The organism is Arthrobacter sp. Helios, assembly GCF_023167125.1.
Taxonomy (GTDB): Bacteria; Actinomycetota; Actinomycetes; order Actinomycetales; family Micrococcaceae; genus Arthrobacter_B; species Arthrobacter_B luteolus.
The window spans coordinates 171095-187206 of record NZ_CP095402.1; the positions used below are offsets into that span (position 1 = coordinate 171095).

General features: G+C 66.7%; 15 protein-coding genes. 5 read left to right on the top strand and 10 right to left on the bottom strand.

Annotated elements, in window-relative coordinates:
- Positions 1–51: 51 nt before the first annotated feature.
- From ArtHe_RS00750 to ArtHe_RS00760, 3 genes are all read right to left on the bottom strand, one after another.
- A complete protein-coding gene (locus tag ArtHe_RS00750) occupies positions 52–597 on the bottom strand; it encodes a hypothetical protein (protein WP_066301628.1) in 546 nt (181 codons plus the stop codon).
- 219 nt (positions 598–816) lie between these two features.
- Positions 817–1596 (bottom strand): anti-sigma factor, encoded by a 780-nt coding sequence (locus ArtHe_RS00755; RefSeq protein WP_248318311.1) that lies wholly within the window; start codon positions 1594–1596, stop codon positions 817–819.
- Positions 1593–2195, bottom strand: a complete 603-nt coding sequence (locus ArtHe_RS00760) for a sigma-70 family RNA polymerase sigma factor (protein WP_083521721.1) — start codon at positions 2193–2195, stop codon at positions 1593–1595. The genes ArtHe_RS00755 and ArtHe_RS00760 overlap by 4 nt, the downstream gene beginning before the upstream one ends.
- Positions 2196–2436: 241 nt before the next feature.
- Here ArtHe_RS00760 and ArtHe_RS00765 point away from each other — a divergent pair, with 241 nt between their 5' ends.
- Positions 2437–3219 (top strand): hypothetical protein, encoded by a 783-nt coding sequence (locus ArtHe_RS00765; protein WP_248318312.1) that lies wholly within the window; start codon positions 2437–2439, stop codon positions 3217–3219.
- Between the two features lie 43 nt (positions 3220–3262).
- The gene (locus ArtHe_RS00770; protein ID WP_248318313.1) at positions 3263–3904 is read left to right on the top strand and encodes a class F sortase; all 642 of its coding nucleotides are present in this window, start codon (positions 3263–3265) and stop codon (positions 3902–3904) included.
- Here ArtHe_RS00770 and ArtHe_RS00775 read toward each other — a convergent pair.
- The gene (locus ArtHe_RS00775) at positions 3901–4506 is read right to left on the bottom strand and encodes a GNAT family protein (RefSeq protein WP_248318314.1); all 606 of its coding nucleotides are present in this window, start codon (positions 4504–4506) and stop codon (positions 3901–3903) included. The genes ArtHe_RS00770 and ArtHe_RS00775 overlap by 4 nt on opposite strands.
- Before the next feature lie 96 nt (positions 4507–4602).
- Between ArtHe_RS00775 and ArtHe_RS00780 the strand changes: the two genes are divergently transcribed.
- Positions 4603–5235: an FMN reductase gene (locus tag ArtHe_RS00780; protein WP_248318315.1), complete on the top strand. Its 633-nt coding sequence runs from the start codon at positions 4603–4605 to the stop codon at positions 5233–5235.
- 26 nt (positions 5236–5261) lie between these two features.
- On the opposite strand, the gene ArtHe_RS00785 is transcribed toward ArtHe_RS00780, so the two are convergent.
- Positions 5262–6065 carry a cyclase family protein gene (locus ArtHe_RS00785; protein WP_248318316.1) on the bottom strand — a complete coding sequence of 268 codons (804 nt, stop codon included), beginning with the start codon at positions 6063–6065 and terminating at the stop codon, positions 5262–5264.
- 192 nt (positions 6066–6257) lie between these two features.
- Here ArtHe_RS00785 and ArtHe_RS00790 point away from each other — a divergent pair, with 192 nt between their 5' ends.
- On the top strand, positions 6258–7916 hold the full coding sequence (locus tag ArtHe_RS00790; RefSeq protein ID WP_248319623.1) for a thiamine pyrophosphate-binding protein: 1659 nt from the start codon (positions 6258–6260) through the stop codon (positions 7914–7916).
- A gap of 4 nt (positions 7917–7920) precedes the next feature.
- On the opposite strand, the gene ArtHe_RS00795 is transcribed toward ArtHe_RS00790, so the two are convergent.
- Positions 7921–9657: a glycerol-3-phosphate dehydrogenase/oxidase gene (locus tag ArtHe_RS00795; protein ID WP_248318317.1), complete on the bottom strand. Its 1737-nt coding sequence runs from the start codon at positions 9655–9657 to the stop codon at positions 7921–7923.
- Positions 9658–9776: 119 nt separating this feature from the next.
- Between ArtHe_RS00795 and ArtHe_RS00800 the strand changes: the two genes are divergently transcribed.
- Positions 9777–10763 (top strand): sugar-binding domain-containing protein, encoded by a 987-nt coding sequence (locus tag ArtHe_RS00800; RefSeq protein ID WP_248318318.1) that lies wholly within the window; start codon positions 9777–9779, stop codon positions 10761–10763.
- Here ArtHe_RS00800 and ArtHe_RS00805 read toward each other — a convergent pair.
- From ArtHe_RS00805 to ArtHe_RS00820, 4 genes are all read right to left on the bottom strand, one after another.
- Complete coding sequence (locus ArtHe_RS00805) at positions 10732–11442, bottom strand: DUF4166 domain-containing protein (protein WP_248318319.1); 711 nt, start codon at positions 11440–11442, stop codon at positions 10732–10734. The two genes, ArtHe_RS00800 and ArtHe_RS00805, sit on opposite strands and share 32 nt — an antisense overlap.
- Positions 11439–12161 (bottom strand): SRPBCC family protein, encoded by a 723-nt coding sequence (locus ArtHe_RS00810; protein ID WP_248318320.1) that lies wholly within the window; start codon positions 12159–12161, stop codon positions 11439–11441. Before ArtHe_RS00810 ends, ArtHe_RS00805 begins: the two co-directional genes overlap by 4 nt.
- 46 nt (positions 12162–12207) lie before the next feature.
- Positions 12208–12666 carry a hypothetical protein gene (locus ArtHe_RS00815; RefSeq protein ID WP_066301588.1) on the bottom strand — a complete coding sequence of 153 codons (459 nt, stop codon included), beginning with the start codon at positions 12664–12666 and terminating at the stop codon, positions 12208–12210.
- A 61-nt stretch (positions 12667–12727) separates the two neighbouring features.
- Positions 12728–16039 carry a DEAD/DEAH box helicase gene (locus tag ArtHe_RS00820; RefSeq protein WP_248318321.1) on the bottom strand — a complete coding sequence of 1104 codons (3312 nt, stop codon included), beginning with the start codon at positions 16037–16039 and terminating at the stop codon, positions 12728–12730.
- Positions 16040–16112: the final 73 nt, after the last annotated feature.

Sequence of the window (16112 nt, forward strand, 5' to 3'; positions counted from 1 at the left end):
ACGACACCGGGGCCGGTACCGAAATTCGGTACCGGCCCCGGTGTGCCCAGGCTAGGCGCCCGGGTTGAAGTTCTTGTACTGGCGGTAGGCCTTGGCGGCTTTGAAGTAGTCCGTGGACGGCTTCAGCCACAGCAGGACAACTGCCGTCACGGGGAGCAGGACACCGAGACCGGTGGTGAGAGCCATCAATCCACCGGCAGCCAGACCGGTGAGGTTGAACAGGGACAAGGCGGCGAACACGGTCGCCACAATCCGAGCCCAGTTGTGGCCCTTACGGATAAACAGGGCGACGAGCACCGAGATGGCCACACTGATAACGGCGAAGAACAGCGTAGTTACCACGGTGGCGGCAATCAGGGCGTCCAGCTGGTCCGCGGAGATGCCGGCAGCAGTCATCGATTCCTGGTAGCCGGTGGAGTTCAGCCAGGCCATGCCGACCGGGATGCTGATGACGCTCAGGACGGCGGCTGCGATCAGCAGCCAGAAACCCAGATCAACCTGCTGCGGCCGGACCGGAGCCGGCGGTGCAGCCGGAGCCTGGTTGCTCGAGTAGGCGTTGTAGCTGTAGTTATTTGCCGGAGGCACTTGCTCGGACATGGTTCCCCTCAGAGTGTCTGCGATGCGGGTACGTGCCGGCGGTTGCAGGGGCCGCCGACGCATGACGAAAGCCAGCTTAGTGAACTATGGTCACTTTGACCTCCCCTGCAAGGCGGATATTCCGGTCTTTTTTTGAGCCGGCTGGGCAGCTTTCGGCCATCCGCCTGCCTCGTACGGACTATGCCAGGGTCCGAAGGGCAGGTCAGCTCTCCAGCTCGGTCAGTTCAACTCGGTGGCAGCCACCACCGGGAAGGTGGGGGTCGTGGATCCGCCGGCCGGCTCCACCGTCAGGGCTACTGCCCCGGCCCGTTCCAGGTCCCCTTCCAGCCAGATGCGGACTTCTCCGCCGGAAAAGTGCACGTCCGGGATCGGGGTGCCATCCTCGAGCAGCCACAGCTGGTATTCGCGGCCCTCACCGGGTGCTGGCAGGTCGCCGGCGATGAACAGGGCGGTGTCCTGCTCTTCGGAAAGGACCAGTGCGGCGGGCTGACCGCTGACATCGATGGGCCGGACGCTGACATCGGCGGCAGACAACAGCCGGTTCTCCCGGCTCTGTTCCTGGGCAGCGGATTGCTCCTGCGCCCGCTGTTCCGATTGCACACCCAGATTCCATCCGGTCAGGGCGATCACGGGGACGAGGACAGCCGCGGCTGCGACGGACAGCAGGCGCCGCCGTCGCTGCCGCCGGTCTGCCAGCGAGACAACAGTTCCGGAACCAGTCCGGCCTGGCTCCTCTTCTTGGTTGGATGGCGGCTCCTGCCGGGTTCCGTGAACGGCAGCGAGCACTGAAGCGCGCAAGGCCGGGGGCGGGTCTTGGGCCGTTTCGGCAGCCAGCTGCGTAACAGCGTCCTGGTAACCGGCGGTTTCTGCCTGGCACGCGGGACAATCGGCGAGATGCTGCTCGAACTCTGCCCGTTCTGCTGGTTCCAGCGCATCTACGGCGTACAGGGGTGCAAGTTCGTGCGGCGTGTCTGCGGGGTGCTGCTGCTGGTTGTTCACGGCTGTCCCCCCAAAGCTGACCTAAGGTTCTTCAACCCGTCGCGAATCCGGGCTTTCGCGGTCCCCACCGGAATTTCCAGGTGCAGCGCGACCTCCTGGTAGGTGCATCCCTTGTAATAGGCCAGGGCGACGGCTTCACGCTGAAGCGGAGTGAGTGTGCCAAGACCGGCACGCACCTCTTGGACGTCCATTGTCTGCTCCACCTCCTGCCACGTGTGGTCTGACGGCGATGCCGTCCGTCGATTCTCGTACAACTGTTCCCGGTCCCGTTCACGCGCAACTTGGCGGACCCGGTCCACGGCCCGCCGGTGTGCCATGGTGCATAACCATCCCAGCACTGTTCCACGTGAGGGGATGAAACGCGCCGCCTGTTCCCAGGCCATCAGGTAGACCTCCTGGACCACTTCGGCCGCGAGCTCCGGCGAGCGCGTGACCCGCACTGCCAATCCGTACACCTTGGACGACGTGGCATCGTAGAGCGCAGCAAAAGCGGCTTCGTCGCCCTGTTCACTGCGCCGGACCAAATCCGCGAGGTCGTTCCCCAGCGTATCGGAGGGTGAACCGTGTGGTTCCCCCTGTCCTGTCACCGGGTCAGTCATGCGCTCCCACTGCTTATCCCTTCGGCATTTCCACCCCGCACCGGATCACTGGCCGGGCGGCTGTGCTGTGAACTCTGCCATATTCCTGCTGCTCTCACAGTCACTATTCGCCACCGGCGGTGCTGTGGATGGGAGTGACCCGGAATCTTTTTCTGCTGCCCACCCATCCGCAGGACGTTCGCCTCCGAACTGTGGTTGTACACACACCGATGTGCACCCGCCACAACGAAGGAAACCGATCATGAATACGAAGATGCGACTGCTCGCCGTTCCCACGTTGGCCCTGGGTGCCCTGGCACTCTCTGCAGCGCCGGGGATGGCCCACGGGCCGGACTCCTGGTCCGGACAGGCCACCCTCAATACCATGAACAACTCGGGCACCAGCGGCCAGGCCATGGTCGAGGTCCACGGCACCGAAGCAAAAGTCACCGTGAATGTCGCCGGTGCGGCCGAGACGTTTATGGATGGGCCCTTCCCCCATGCCCAGCACATCCACATCGCTGCCCAGGGAGTCTGCCCCGGCCCTGATGCGGACACGGATGGCGACGGCGTCGTCAACACCACCGAAGGCCACCCGTTTTACGGGCACATCGGCACCTCCCTCACCACGGAGGGTGACACCAGCGCGGATTCCGGATTGGCTGTGGAACGGTTCCCTGGCGGTTCCGCCTACTCCTATGAGCGGACGTTCGAGCTGAATCCCGAGACAGCCGCGTCCCTCGAAAGCGGTAAAGCGGTGATCGTGGTCCACGGTGTGGATCCCACGTTGATGCCTGAAGCTGCGGCGGCGAAGATGTCCGACCTGGATCCGTCGCTGCCGGCGGCAGCCACCCTGCCGGCTGCCTGCGGCACGGTCAGCACCTCGCAGATGGGGGCGATGCCCAGCGGCGGGGCCGACACTGGGGCAGAGGTCGGAACCGGAAGCAATGCTGCCACCGGCATGAGTATTGCTGCTGCAGGCGTGGGCGTTGGCGGACTGGCCCTCACCGGCCTGCTGGTGGCCCGCCGCCGGGCCCGCGGCTGAAACGTCGTTGGCTGATTTCGGCTGATCTGAGGCCCAGGTTCCCATGACGGCATCCCAGCACGGTCGCCGCGCAGGTCTGATCACCTGTGCGGCGGCCGCCCTCCTGCTCCTGGTCGGTGGGTGCTCCGGTGCCGGCGACGGCGCCGGCAGCGCCCCGCCACCTTCGGCAGTTTCGAGCCAGGCTGCCCCGCAGCTGCCCGCTCCCGCTGCCACCGGGACCGGAGAAGTCCCTCCGGTGTCGGCACCGGTGTCCCTGACCATTCCGTCAACCGGGACCAGCAGCGAGTTGCTGCGCCTTGGGCTCCGCGGGGACGGAACCCTGGAGGTCCCGCCGGACGGACCCGGGGCTCCAGCGGGCTGGTACACCGGATCTCCGGCCCCTGGGCAGCTGGGACCGGCTGTCCTGCTGGGGCATGTCAACGCCACCGACGGCGGGCCGGGTGTCTTCGCGGACCTGAGGTCCCTGAAGCAGGGGGATCTGATCGAGATTGCCCGGGAAGACGGGTCCAGCGGGACCTTCGTTGTCGACCGCGGGGAACAATACGGAAAGGATTCCTTCCCCACCCTCGAGGTCTACGGCAACACCAACGCGGCAGAACTGCGGCTCATCACCTGCGACGGGTACGATCCGGCGACGGGCAACTTCGACGACAACTACGTTGTTTTCGCTACGCTGCAGGGCTAGGAAACGTCCAGGCGATGCCGCAGGCCCAGGCGGACCGAGGACCATTCGCCCTCCAGGATCGAGAAAACGACGACGTCGCGGCGGGAACCGTCAACCCACAGTTCGTTGCTGCGCAGCACCCCGTCCTGCTTGGCGCCCAGCCGTGCAATGGCCGCCCGTGAGGCGTGGTTATGCCAATGCGTGCGGAACTCCACGGCAATGCAGTTCAGGTCCTCGAACGCGCGGGTCAGCAGCAGATATTTGGCTTCGGCGTTCACCGCGGTCCGCTGGGCACCCGCCGCCAGCCAGGTGGATCCGATTTCCACCCGCCGGTGTTCGGCCTTGATGTTCATGTAGGTGGTCATGCCGCACACCAGTCCGGTATCCAGCCGGCGGATCGCCCAGGGTGCCATGCTCCCGGCCACCTGCTGGGCGAGCCGGGAATCCACCTCCGCCACCATGCCCTCGGGCGTGGGGATGCGGGTGTACCAAAGGTTCCACAACTCTCCGTCCTTCACGGCATCGATGAGTTCCGGCACATGTTCACGGCTCAGCGGTTCCAGCCGGACTGTGCTGCCTTGCAAGGGGACGGGGGTGGAGTAATCCTGGCGGCAAGCGGTCATAGGCCCATCCTAGGGCGGGAATAACCGGCTGCCCCGCAGGGTTCCCCAAGTAGATGCAATAACATCTACAGTTTGGAATCTAAGAAAGGGGCCGTCATGGCCGAACGCAGGATCGTAGCTCTCTCAGCCGGATTGGGTACACCTTCCTCAAGCCGCATGCTGGCTGACCAACTGAGCACCGCAGCCCGGCAGAGCCTGCAGGATTCGGGGCACCAGGCTTCCGTGACCACCTACGAGCTGCGCGAGTATGCCGTTGAGATAGCCAACGCCATGGTGTCCGGTTTCGCCCCGCCCAACCTGGAAGCGCTCATCAACGAGGTGATCGACGCCGATGCGCTGATCGCGGTGACTCCGGTGTTTACCGCGTCGATGAGCGGCCTCTTCAAGTCCTTCTTTGACGTGATCGACAAGGACGCCCTGGACGGCAAGCCCGTGATGGTGGGTGCCACTGGCGGCAGTGCCCGGCATTCCATGGTCCTGGACTTCGCCCTGCGGCCAATGTTCAGCTACCTGCGCGCCCGCATCACACCCACCGCCGTCTTCGCCGCGCCGGAAGACTGGGGCGCCGGAACCGATGGGTCGGGCAGCCTGGACAGCCGGGTCCGGCGTGCCGGCTCCGAGCTCGTCGCGCTGCTCGGCGACGCACCTGCACCGGCACCCCGGCAGGACCCGAACGAATCGCTGCCCTTCGAGCAGCTGCTCGCCCAGATCCAGGCGCGCCCGGTGTAGGTGAACTGGCCCGGGAGAGGGTTCCGCTAGGCGCCGGAGCGTTCCACCAGCGCAAGCACGCGCGCCGGGCTGGCCGTCCCGCCCACGATTTTCAGGGGCGACACGAGAATCAGGGCACCTGTCGGAGGCAGCTGCACCAGGTTCTGGAGGAGCGTCACCCCGTACTTGTTGTTGCCCAGCAGGTAGTAGTGCACCGGGAACGGGGGATCGAACGCACCGGCGTTTCCGGCGTCGATTCCCACCGTTTCCACACCGAGTCCGGCGATCGGAGTTTCCTCCGCCAGCCACTTCGCGCAGGCTGCGGAGAGCCCCGGGGTGTGGGAGCCGGCGTCGTCAGTATTAAGGAACGCGTCCGGGTCATCGAAGAACTTGTCCCAGCCCGTGCGCAGCAGCAGCCAGCCGCCGTCCGGCAGCGCCCCGTGCTGGGCCTCCCAGGCCTGGATGTGCTCCACCTCGACCAGGAAATCCGGATCTGCTGCCGCTTCGGCGCTGAAGTCCAGGACGACGGCGGGACCTACCAGCCGCTGGACCGGGATCTGTGAGACGTCGTCCCCGTCGCGGCCGGTGACCCAGTGCGACGGCGCATCCACGTGCGTGCCGATGTGCTCACCGGTGTGGATGTTGTTGTGTTTCCAGAATGGTCCGGGCTCGTTGAACGCGCTGACCTCTTCCAGCTGAAAGTCGATCAGGTTCACGAACGGGGCCGGGAGCTTCAGGGTGGGAATCCCGGCGCTCAGCGGTGCGGTGAGGTCGATGATTTCCAGTGACCCGCCGTCGAGCGCGGCGAGCAGGGCCGGGAGGACACCGGGTTCGGTGCTGTGGAGACTCATGGGTGCTGGTCCTGTCCAGGGTGGAGGATCGTTTGCCTGAGGATACCGTTCGGGCGCTGCGGGGAAGGTAAAGCGAAGTCACACGAGCCGGTTATGACGGCGGTCCGTTGGAGGGTCCTGCCCGCGGGGTCCTAGAGTTCTTGCTGGAACAGCAATGAAGAACCAGGGCAGGAGCCGCACCGGATGGAGACCATGGATATCGCCGCGCTGGTAGGCCGCACCTTGGCACAGCTGGGGGTAGGACACGCCTTCGGCGTGGTGGGCAGCGGGAACTTCCATGTCACGAATGCCCTGAGGGACCACGGTGTGCCGTTTACAGCGGCCCGGCATGAGGGTGGAGCCGCCACGATGGCGGACGCCTATTCCCGTATGTCGGGGCAGGTCAGTGTGCTCACCACCCACCAGGGCTGCGGACTCAGCAACGCCGCGACCGGCATCGGCGAAGCCGCGAAGTCCCGTACCCCGATGATCGTGCTGACCGCGGACACGGCCGGCGCTGCCGTCCGCTCCAATTTCCGGATCGACCAGGATGCCTTCGCCCGCAGTCTCGGTGCCGTCCCGGAGCGGGTGCACTCGGCGCAAAGCGCCCTGGCGGACACCGTCCGCGCCTTCCGTACGGCGCTCAACGAACGCCGCACCGTTGTCCTCAGCCTGCCGCTCGATGTGCAGGCCCAGCCTGCCCCGGAGGGCGTGCCGGAGTTTATCCCGCCGGTGGCCCCGGCGGGACGTATCCGCCCGGATTCCATCCTGGTCCGCGGGATGGCCGACGTGCTGGCCCACGCGCAGCGCCCGGTCTTCGTCGCCGGCCGGGGCGCGCGGCAGGCAGGCGCCGAAATCGCGGCGCTCGCCGCCCAGTCCGGAGCGCTGCTGGCCACCTCCGCCGTCGCCAACGGACTCTTCAACGGCGAGGAGTTCAACCTGGGCATCGCCGGAGGATTCTCGACGCCGGAAACCGCCGCGCTGATCAGCGGCGCCGACCTGATTGTGGGCTGGGGCTGCACCCTGAACATGTGGACCATGCGGCACGGGTCCCTGATCAATCCGGAAGCCGCCGTCGTCCAGGTGGACATCGACGGCGCCGCGCTGGGCGCCAACCGGGAAGTCCACCTGGGCGTCACCGGCGACTGCGCTGCAACGGCCGAAGACGTCCTGGCCGAACTGCAGGCCACCGTGCCGGAAGCCGCGGAGAAGTACCGGACGCGCGCTACGGCGGCGCGGATTGCGGCCGGTTCACGCTGGCGCGACGTCCCCGTCCAGGATCTCTCCACCGCCACACAAATTGATCCGCGGGTGCTGAGCCTGGAACTCGATGCCCTGCTCCCGGCGGAGCGGCTGGTGTCGGTGGACTCCGGTAACTTCATGGGTTACCCCTCCACCCATCTTGAGGTGCCGGATGAGTTTGGCTTCTGTTTCACCCAGGCGTTCCAGTCCGTGGGGCTGGGGCTGGCTACGGCGGTCGGGGCGGCCCTGGCGCGCCCCGACCGCCTGCCCGTGCTGGGCACCGGCGACGGCGGTTTCCTGATGGGAATAGCCGAACTGGAAACTGCCGTCCGGCTGCGCCTGCCGTTGGTCGCCATTGTTTACAACGACGCCGCGTACGGCGCCGAGGTGCACCATTTCGGTGCGGGGGAGGCGCCGGCGGACCTGGGCACGGTGACTTTCCCGGATACCGACATTGCGGCGATCGCCCGCGGCTACGGTGCCTCCGGAGTTACGGTCCGCAGCCGGGAGGATCTGACTGCGGTCGAGGCGTGGCTGGCCGGCCCCCGGGACGCGCCGCTGGTGATCGACGCGAAGATTGCGTCCGACGGCGGTGCCTGGTGGCTGGCGGAGGCCTTTAAGGGCCATTAGCCGTTCAGCCCACGGTGCGCACCACGGCCTCGACAACGTCCGGCACCTTGGAGCGCACGGCTGCAGCGGTGGGTTCGTCCGCGATTGCGGCGGCGGCATCCTGGGCCTCGCAGCGGGCGCGGTACGCCCGCACCTCGGCGTCGCGGCGGGCCTGGTCCCAGCCCAGCGCTTCGGCGGCCAGATCGGCAATCTCCTCGACGGCGTCCAGGCCGTGGTTCGGGGCCTCCCAGGTGAGGCGGGTGCGCACGTCGAACAGATCTTCCAGATGCAGGGCGCCCTCATGGGTGCAGCCATGCATGATCTCCGCACGCAGATAGGCCGGGGCACCCTGCAGCGGGGTGGCCAGCTCGGGCCGCTCGTCCACGAGTTCGGTGATCTCGGAGATGGCCGAGCCGTAGCGGTCCAGCATTCGAATCACCTGCTGTTCGGTCCAGCCGTACTTCGCACCCAGTGAGGCGGCCTGGCGGGTCAGCGGCAGATAGCCGTCGGCACCGAGCAGCGGGGTCTTGGCCGTGACGGAGGGAAGCTCCTTGGCGCGCGCGCCCAGGGCCAGGTCCACTGCGTCCTCGGCCATGACCCGGTAGGTGGTGAGCTTGCCGCCGGCGATCGCGACCAGACCAGGCAGGACCTCGGTGACGGTGTGCTCGCGGGAGATCTTGGTGGACTGTTCGTCGCCCTTAGTGCCCGGCTGCAGCAGCGGTCGCAGGCCGGCATACGTGCCAATCACATCGTCGCGGGTCAGCGGCTTGTCCAGCACCACATTGGCGTGCTCGATGACGTAGTCGATGTCCGCGCTCGTGGCCACCGGCGTCGACAGTTCCTGGTGGTACGGAGTGTCGGTGGTGCCGATAATCCAGTAGCGCTCCCACGGAATCACAAACAGCACAGACTTCTCGGTCTGCAGGATCAGACCTGATTCCCCGGAGATCCGCTCGCGCGGCACAATGATGTGGATGCCCTTGGACGCAAGTACCTTCAGTCCGCCGTCGGCGCCGGCCAGGTCCTGGGTTTTTTCGGTCCAGACGCCGGTCGCGGTGATCACGGTCTTGGCACGGATGGTGCGGTCGCGGCCGGTCTCCAGGTCGCGGACGACGGCGCCGGACACCCGGCCGGAGGCATCCTGCGGGAAGGAGATTGCCTTGGCACGGGTGATCGCCTTGGCGCCCAGACGCGCGGCGGTGCGTACCAGGGTCAGGACCAGGCGGGCGTCGTCAACCTTGCCGTCCCAGTACTTGATGGCACCGACCATAGTGCCTTCCTTGATATCGGGAAAGGCCTCTTTGACACCCTTCATACCAAGGTGACGCTGGATAGGCATGGTGGCGTGCTTGGCGCCGACGTGCGCCAGGGTGTCGTAGAGGCCGATGCCGGCGGCGACGTAGGGGCGTTCCCAGCCGCGGTGGGTGATGGGGTAAAGGAAAGGCACGGGCTTGACCAGGTGCGGGGCCAGCGAATCGAGCAGCAGCTCACGCTCGCGCAGCGCCTCCGCTACCAGCTTGAAGTCCAGCTGCTGCAGGTAGCGCAGTCCGCCGTGGACCAGCTTGGAAGACCACTGGGAGGTGCCGCCGGCCCAGTCCTGGGCTTCGATGATGGCGGTGCGCAGGCCGCGGGAGACGGCATCCAGGGCGATGCCGGCGCCCGTCACCCCGCCTCCAACGACGAGGACATCGAGTTCGGGACCGTCGGCGAGCTCGTCCAGGACGGCGTCGCGGTTCCCGGTGGAGGGCAGTCGGGTTGTCATGTGGCGGCCTTTCGCTTGCGGGCCGGACCTGTGGGCCCGGAGTCTTCGTCGAACATTAGGCCCCAGCTGGGAGTACGATCAACGTAGATGAACGGACGTGCACAGTCGAGGGAGAAGCCATGCACGAAGATTCTGATCTGTACCGGGCAGCAGAGCTTTACTACATCCAGGGCGCCACGATGGAGGCGGTCGCGGAACGGTTCAACGTCTCCCGCTCCACCGTCTCGCGGATGCTGCAGGCAGCGCGGGAGCGGGGCATCGTCCGGATCACCCTCTCGGCGCCGGTGGACACCCGCAGCGAGCTGGTGCGAAGTCTGCTGAAGTCCTTTGGCGTGACCGCCTATCTGGCTGCGGCACCGGCTACGGCGTCCAACGCCAAACGGCTTGAGGCCGCTGCCCGGCACGCAGCGGTGCTGATCCACGACTGGTTCACCGACGGGATGACCATGGCGGTGGCCTGGGGCACGACGACGTCGGCTGTCGCGGCTGCGCTCCAGCCGAAGCTGACCCGGGACGCGACCGTGGTGCAGATGAACGGGGCGGTGAGCGCCCGGTCGGCACAGCTGAACGCCTCGCCCGGACTGTTGCCGCGGATGGCGGCCTCCTTTGACGCCGCGCTGATCCAGTTTCCCGCACCTGCCTTTTTCGACGACGAACGGACGAGGGAGCTGATGTGGCAGGAATCCACGGTGCGGCGGGTGCTGGCGGTGCGGGCCGAGGCGGATCTGGCGGTGTTCAGCGTGGGCGCATTCCAAGGGCCCTCGCCCTCGGAGGTGTACAGCGGCGGCTACCTCACGGAGGACGCGTTCCGCGAGTTCGCCACGCATCGGGTGGTGGGCGATGTGTGTACGGTGTTCCTGCGCGAGGACGGCAGCTATGCGGACATCGGCCTGAACCGCCGAGCGTCCGGGCCCACCCCGCAGGAGCTGAAGCAAATTCCCCGCCGGCTCTGCGTAGTCTCGGGAGATCACAAGGTGCCGGGACTGCTCGCAGCGCTGCGGGCCGGCGTGATCACGGACCTGGTGCTCGACGACGGCACGGCCCGCACGCTGACGCGTCACCTGTCCCGGGGCATTAGTCCCGCAGCTCCTCCCGGAGGGGCTTGAGCCCTGCTGGTACCTCAGCGCCGGTGACAGGTATGAAGCTACAGGTGAACTCGCCGCGGTAACCGAAGAGGAAGCCGAACAGGGGGTTCCGCACCTGCAGCTGGATCGTGTAGACCTGCCGCTCGTCGTCGTAGGCTTCGTAAAGGTCCGCTGATCCGGTGAGGAACCGGGGAACGGTGAACTGGACCGGCCCCTCGTAGAAGCGCAGCGCGGTGGAGCGCAGATGCAGCGAACCGTCTTCCCGGACGGCAAGCTGCAGGTCCGTGGCCAGGTGCTGGTGGCTGCCGAGGTAGTCCACCACGGTGCCGCGGGTTTCACTGAAGACCATGGTCGCGTCGAAACGGCGCGGTTTGCCCGGGCGCACCTCCAGGGTGCGGGTAAAGGTGACGGTGGGCCGCCCGACCCCGTCTGTGTAGGGATAGTTCTCGATGGTGAAGGGCACGTCCGTGCCGCGTTCGGGGAAGAGGATGTTCCGGTACGCACCAAACTTCAGGAACGGCACCGTCCACCAGGCACCGCGCCGCACCTCAGCGAACACACCGCTGCCCACGCAGGCGTACCCGGCCGCCGGATCCATTCCGAAGCGCCGCTGCAGCATCGGGTGCAGCCGGTCGAAGTCGGCTTCCAGGGCCCGGGCGAACATGGACCGGGCCGCAGCGGAACCGCCGTCCGGAATCATGCCGGTTCCGCCAAGGACGCAAGAGCTGACGGCGCCTGGCCAGCGCTTCGCTCGGGTGGCCGGCGCAGGCAGCGGGCTGCCCGAGGAATACTCCGATGCCGGGGTGCCAGGCCTGCAGCGGCGGCAGCGGTCAGGGCGGCCAGCACGGTTGCCGGCGTCGGCTTCCGAAACACCAGCGTGATGCCCGCGGCCACCGCGCCCAGGCGGACGCCGCCGTCGAGCAGCCAGCGGTTCCGGGTGCGCCGCGGATCCAGCCCTTCTTCGGCCCACAGCCGCAGCCGGTCGAAGCTCCACGCCGTGGCCCAGCCCAGTCCCGGGCGGATGAGCGGCTTATCCAGCCAGCTGCCCAGCCGGCCCCAGCCCGGCGCAAAGTCATAGCCCGTGATGAACCGGGTGCCGCCGTCGGCGCCGGAAAGGTAACGCCAGTAACCGGCGCCCGGACCAATCGGCGACAGCGGATCCTTCGTACTGAACTTCAGGACCGAGGTGGCGGCACCGCCTGCCCCGGTCCGGCCGCCGAGGGAAACTCCGGTCCCGTGAATGGTGCGGAACGGAAGCCGGAATTCGTAGCGGAACTCCTGCGGCGGTCCGTCCGCGACGGGCACGATGGAACTGAACCGAAGGTCCCACCGGGAGTGGAGATCGACCTGCTGCGTCAGCGTCCAGACGGTGTCCAGCGGCGCACGGACAGGTATCTCCACGTAGATCTGCTTCCCCATAGGGGGGAGCCTACCGGGGCCGGGCTGCTTTTAGAGGACGGGGTTTTTAAAGTCCAGGTGTGTCTGCGTCCATCGTGCCGCGGGGTTCACTCCAGCCGAGGTTGCCGGCCATCCGCTGCAGCACGCCGACCAGGGCGTCGTATTCCTCCTCGGACACTTCGGAGGTCAGCTGCTCCCGGATGCGTTCGACGGCGCCGCGCAGATTTTCCAGGCTGCGCGACCCCAGATCGGTCAGAGCATACTCACCGTCCTGCACCGCGACCCAGCCGCTCTCGGCAAGCTCGTCGATCAGTTCCTTGGAGGTGCCTGCCTCAACCGGCGGGAAGAAGGGACGGAGCTGGTCCGAGAGTTCCTTTTCCGTGGCAGGCCCGTTGGTGAGCATGTTCATCATCTGCCACTGCCGGCGGGTGACGCCGTGTTCCTCGAAGCTCGCACCGTACTGTTCGTCGACCAGCTGATCCACCAGTTTGAGCCAAAAGCCTATGGGACGTTCCTGGGTAGCCATCCCCCCACTGTACAAACCGAACCGGATGCTGGGAATGGCCGGAGCCTCCGGGCGCTGGGGGTTACTGCAGCAGCGAGTGAATGTCCTCGGCGGTCAGCGCGGAACTGAAGACGGCGTCGTCGTCCATGACCGAGGAGAACAGGGCGGCTTTCTGTTCTTTGAGCGCCATGACCTTTTCCTCGATGGTCCCGCGGGCCACCATCCGGTAGACCATCACGGAGCGGGTCTGCCCAATCCGGTGGGTGCGGTCCACGGCCTGCGCTTCCGTGGCCGGGTTCCACCAGGGGTCCAGCAGGAAAACGTAGTCGGCCTCGGTCAGGTTCAGGCCAAAGCCGCCGGCCTTGAGGCTGATCAGGAAGACCGGAGCTTCGCCGTCCTTGAACCCGGAAATCACGTCGGCCCGGTTCCGGGTGGACCCGTCCAGGTACGCGTAGGGGATGCCGGCGGCTTCGAGCCGCTGGGCCGCGAGTTTGAGGAAGGACGTGAACTGGCTGAAAACCAGGGCGCGGTGCCCCTCCGCCGTCACGTCTTCCAGCTGCTCCAGCAGCGCGTCGAGTTTGGCGGAGGGAACCCCCTGGTTCTCCGCGTTCACCAGTGAAGCATCGAGGCTCAGCATACGCAGCAGCGTCAGGGAGCGGAACACGATCATCCGGTTCCGGTCCATGTCCTGGAGCAGGCCCATCAGCTTCTGGCGTTCGCGCTGCAGGTGCGTTTCGTAGATTTTCCGGTGCTTGGGGCTCAGCTCCACTTCCAGGACCTGCTCCTGCTTGGCCGGCAGGTCGGAAGCCACGGCTTCCTTGGTGCGGCGCAGCATCAGCGGTTTGATCCGGCGCCGGAGCCGGCCCAGCAGTTCCATGTCCTGGGACTTTTCGATCCGGCGCTGGTACTCGTCGGCGAATTTCCTGGCGGATGGGAACAGTCCCGGTGCCACGATGGCGAACATGGACCACAGTTCCATGAGGTTGTTTTCCATCGGGGTGCCGGTGATCGCGAGCTTGAACGGTGCGGGAAGGTCCCGGGCGCACTGGTTGGCCCGGGTGGTGCGGTTCTTCACGAACTGCGCCTCATCCAGGATCAGCCCGTCCCAGTCCTGTGCCCGGTAGGCGGCGAAGTCGAGCCGGAAGATGGCGTAGGACGTCACGACGATGTCTGCGCCCTCAATCAGGTGGCCCAGTTTCCGGCGCGACTTGGTGCTGGTATCCGTCACCGCCACGGCCTTCAAACCCGGGGTGAAGCGGGCCGCTTCGGAGATCCAGTTCGGGACCACCGACGTCGGGGCGACGACGAGGAAGGGACGGCGCGGAGGAGCCGGCTCGGCGGCAGCCTGGCGTTCCTGTGCCTGGTTCTCCCGGGCACGGGCGATCAGGGCGAGGGTCTGCAGCGTCTTGCCCAAGCCCATGTCATCTGCCAGGACACCGCCCAGCCCGTGATCCCAGAGGAAGGCGAGCCAGTTATAGCCCTGCACCTGGTACGGGCGCAGCTCGGCGTTCAGACCCGCCGGGAGCGGGACCGGCGCCACGGAATCGAGCTCCAACAGGCCGCTGACCGAGGACTTCCAGGCGGCGGCCTGTTCAGTCTCTTCCGCCAGCTCCTCGAGCTCCGCCCAGAGACCGGCCTGGTACCGGCTGATCGACAGGGCCCCGGTGTCCCATTCCTGCAGGGACTGTGCCTCTTCGATCAGGGCATAAAGCTGCTCGAACTCCGGCCGGTCCAGTGACAGGTAGGTGTTATCCACCAGTTTGATTTTGGTTTTTCCCTTGGCGATGGCTTTGAAAACGTCTGCGAAGGCCACCTGCCTGCCGTCCACGGTGATCATCACCGCAAGGTCGAACCAGTCCCGGCGCTCGGTCTCCACAGTGGTGATCTTCAGCTTCGGCGCTGAGGTCAGTTCGCGGTAGTCGGGCCGCTCGCCCAGGATGTCCACCCGGATGCCGTCGGTTTTCTGCAGCTTCGGAAGGGTGTATTCGCTGAATTCAGCGGTGTCGATCTCCTGCAGCACGGTGTTCCGCGGGGCAGCGCCGAGCACCCGGGTGGCGGTGGCCAGCAGCTCGGCTTCGGCACTGACGTCCCGGGCCGCCGGTCCGTTGCCGGCCGGGTGCGCCTCCATGGCAATCCGGTGGGCATTGGTGCCCTGCCGGTACTCGTATTCCCAAGCCAGAGCGAGGTGATCGTCCGGCTGGAAGGCGGCCGTGAGGACGAGCAGCGGAGGTTCGACCTCCGGGAACTGCACCGATTCGTCGCTGCTGGTCACCGGCAGCACCTGGCGGAGTTTGGGATAGAACTTTTCCAGGAACAGGGCTGTGTCGGCCTGGGGGATGGTCACCGGCGCGTTGCCGGCCAGCAGCGCGCGGTCCTGTTCGGTCAGGGCCCGCGGGCTCGGGGCCAGCAGGATCGTGCCGTTGGCTGAGCGGACGTACAGGCCGTGGCTTCCAATAATCCCGGCCGTGTCCAGCGGATAGTGCTGGGCATCGATTTCCAGGCTGGGGAGCAGCTGCAGCGGGGCCGATTCCCCGGCGGCGGTGGCGCGCACATCAAGGGCCAGGATCGCCTCGGAGCCCAGCTGCACCGTGATGTCCTTCTTGGTGCCCACGAATTCCACGCCCAGGCGCTGTGCTTCTTCCAGCAGCTGCCAGAGCAGGGGATTGGCGAAGTCGTCCAGATAGAGCCACGAATCGTTCTGGCCGAAGTAGGTTACGCCGTTGGACCGGTGCAGGGCCGGGAACTGGGAAAACCAGCGGTGCTGCTCCGGGTCGAGTTTCAGCCCGTACGTCTGATAGGCCAGGTTGGTCCAGGCCAGGTTGTTTTTGACCCAGGCGCCCCGGGCATTGCGCACCACGGGCCGGACTCCCAGCCGCCAGGCCGGTGCCCGGGTGCCGCGCCGCGAAGGCGGCGGACCCCAGACACCGCTGGCGCCGCCGTCGCGCCGGCGCAGTTCGAACTGCAGGCCCAGGGGAGTGTTGCGCCGCGGCTCGCTGCTTGCCGTGCCTTCGAGCAGATGCTGGAGTGTCTCCTGCCAGGCCGGAACCGCGGGAGCCGCCGGGGGGCTGCGCAGTTCCTGCCGGCTGATCAGGTGTTCGGTGTTGCTCTGCAGCGCTGCTGCGGCGACGTGCTTGCAGTCATAACCCACCGGGCAGCTGCAGTGATTGTCCGCCAGACGGAAGTCACCCTGCCGTTTGGGTTCCAGCACCAGCATGGTGCGGTAGGGCGCATCGGCATGGCCGCGCACCCGGGCACGCAGCACGTTGCCGGGTGCATCCCAGTCCAGGGATTCGACGGCGCCGCCCTTGGCATAGCTTTGCCCCCGCTGGAAAGCGGTGCCGCCGACCACGCGGATGATGTCGGTGACATCGACGAGGGGCATGGTCGCAGGCATGAAATTATCGTCTCACGCAGCGCCGACGCCGCTTCACGAAGACCCAACACCGCAGGTCAGAGAGGTGTGCGTG

What these genes read in the sequence shown, in the direction of transcription:
- ArtHe_RS00780 (WP_248318315.1), top strand. Translation starts at nt 4,603, where the DNA reads ATGGCCGAACGCAGGATCGTAGCTCTCTCAGCCGGATTGGGTACACCT.
- ArtHe_RS00790 (WP_248319623.1), top strand. Translation starts at nt 6,258, where the DNA reads ATGGATATCGCCGCGCTGGTAGGCCGCACCTTGGCACAGCTGGGGGTA.
- ArtHe_RS00775 (WP_248318314.1), bottom strand. Translation starts at nt 4,506, where the DNA reads ATGACCGCTTGCCGCCAGGATTACTCCACCCCCGTCCCCTTGCAAGGC.
- ArtHe_RS00760 (WP_083521721.1), bottom strand. Translation starts at nt 2,195, where the DNA reads ATGACTGACCCGGTGACAGGACAGGGGGAACCACACGGTTCACCCTCC.
- ArtHe_RS00820 (WP_248318321.1), bottom strand. Translation starts at nt 16,039, where the DNA reads ATGCCTGCGACCATGCCCCTCGTCGATGTCACCGACATCATCCGCGTG.
- ArtHe_RS00805 (WP_248318319.1), bottom strand. Translation starts at nt 11,442, where the DNA reads ATGATTCCGGACGGCGGTTCCGCTGCGGCCCGGTCCATGTTCGCCCGG.
- ArtHe_RS00765 (WP_248318312.1), top strand. Translation starts at nt 2,437, where the DNA reads ATGAATACGAAGATGCGACTGCTCGCCGTTCCCACGTTGGCCCTGGGT.
- ArtHe_RS00770 (WP_248318313.1), top strand. Translation starts at nt 3,263, where the DNA reads ATGACGGCATCCCAGCACGGTCGCCGCGCAGGTCTGATCACCTGTGCG.
- ArtHe_RS00800 (WP_248318318.1), top strand. Translation starts at nt 9,777, where the DNA reads ATGCACGAAGATTCTGATCTGTACCGGGCAGCAGAGCTTTACTACATC.
- ArtHe_RS00810 (WP_248318320.1), bottom strand. Translation starts at nt 12,161, where the DNA reads ATGGGGAAGCAGATCTACGTGGAGATACCTGTCCGTGCGCCGCTGGAC.
- ArtHe_RS00795 (WP_248318317.1), bottom strand. Translation starts at nt 9,657, where the DNA reads ATGACAACCCGACTGCCCTCCACCGGGAACCGCGACGCCGTCCTGGAC.
- ArtHe_RS00785 (WP_248318316.1), bottom strand. Translation starts at nt 6,065, where the DNA reads ATGAGTCTCCACAGCACCGAACCCGGTGTCCTCCCGGCCCTGCTCGCC.
- ArtHe_RS00750 (WP_066301628.1), bottom strand. Translation starts at nt 597, where the DNA reads ATGTCCGAGCAAGTGCCTCCGGCAAATAACTACAGCTACAACGCCTAC.
- ArtHe_RS00815 (WP_066301588.1), bottom strand. Translation starts at nt 12,666, where the DNA reads ATGGCTACCCAGGAACGTCCCATAGGCTTTTGGCTCAAACTGGTGGAT.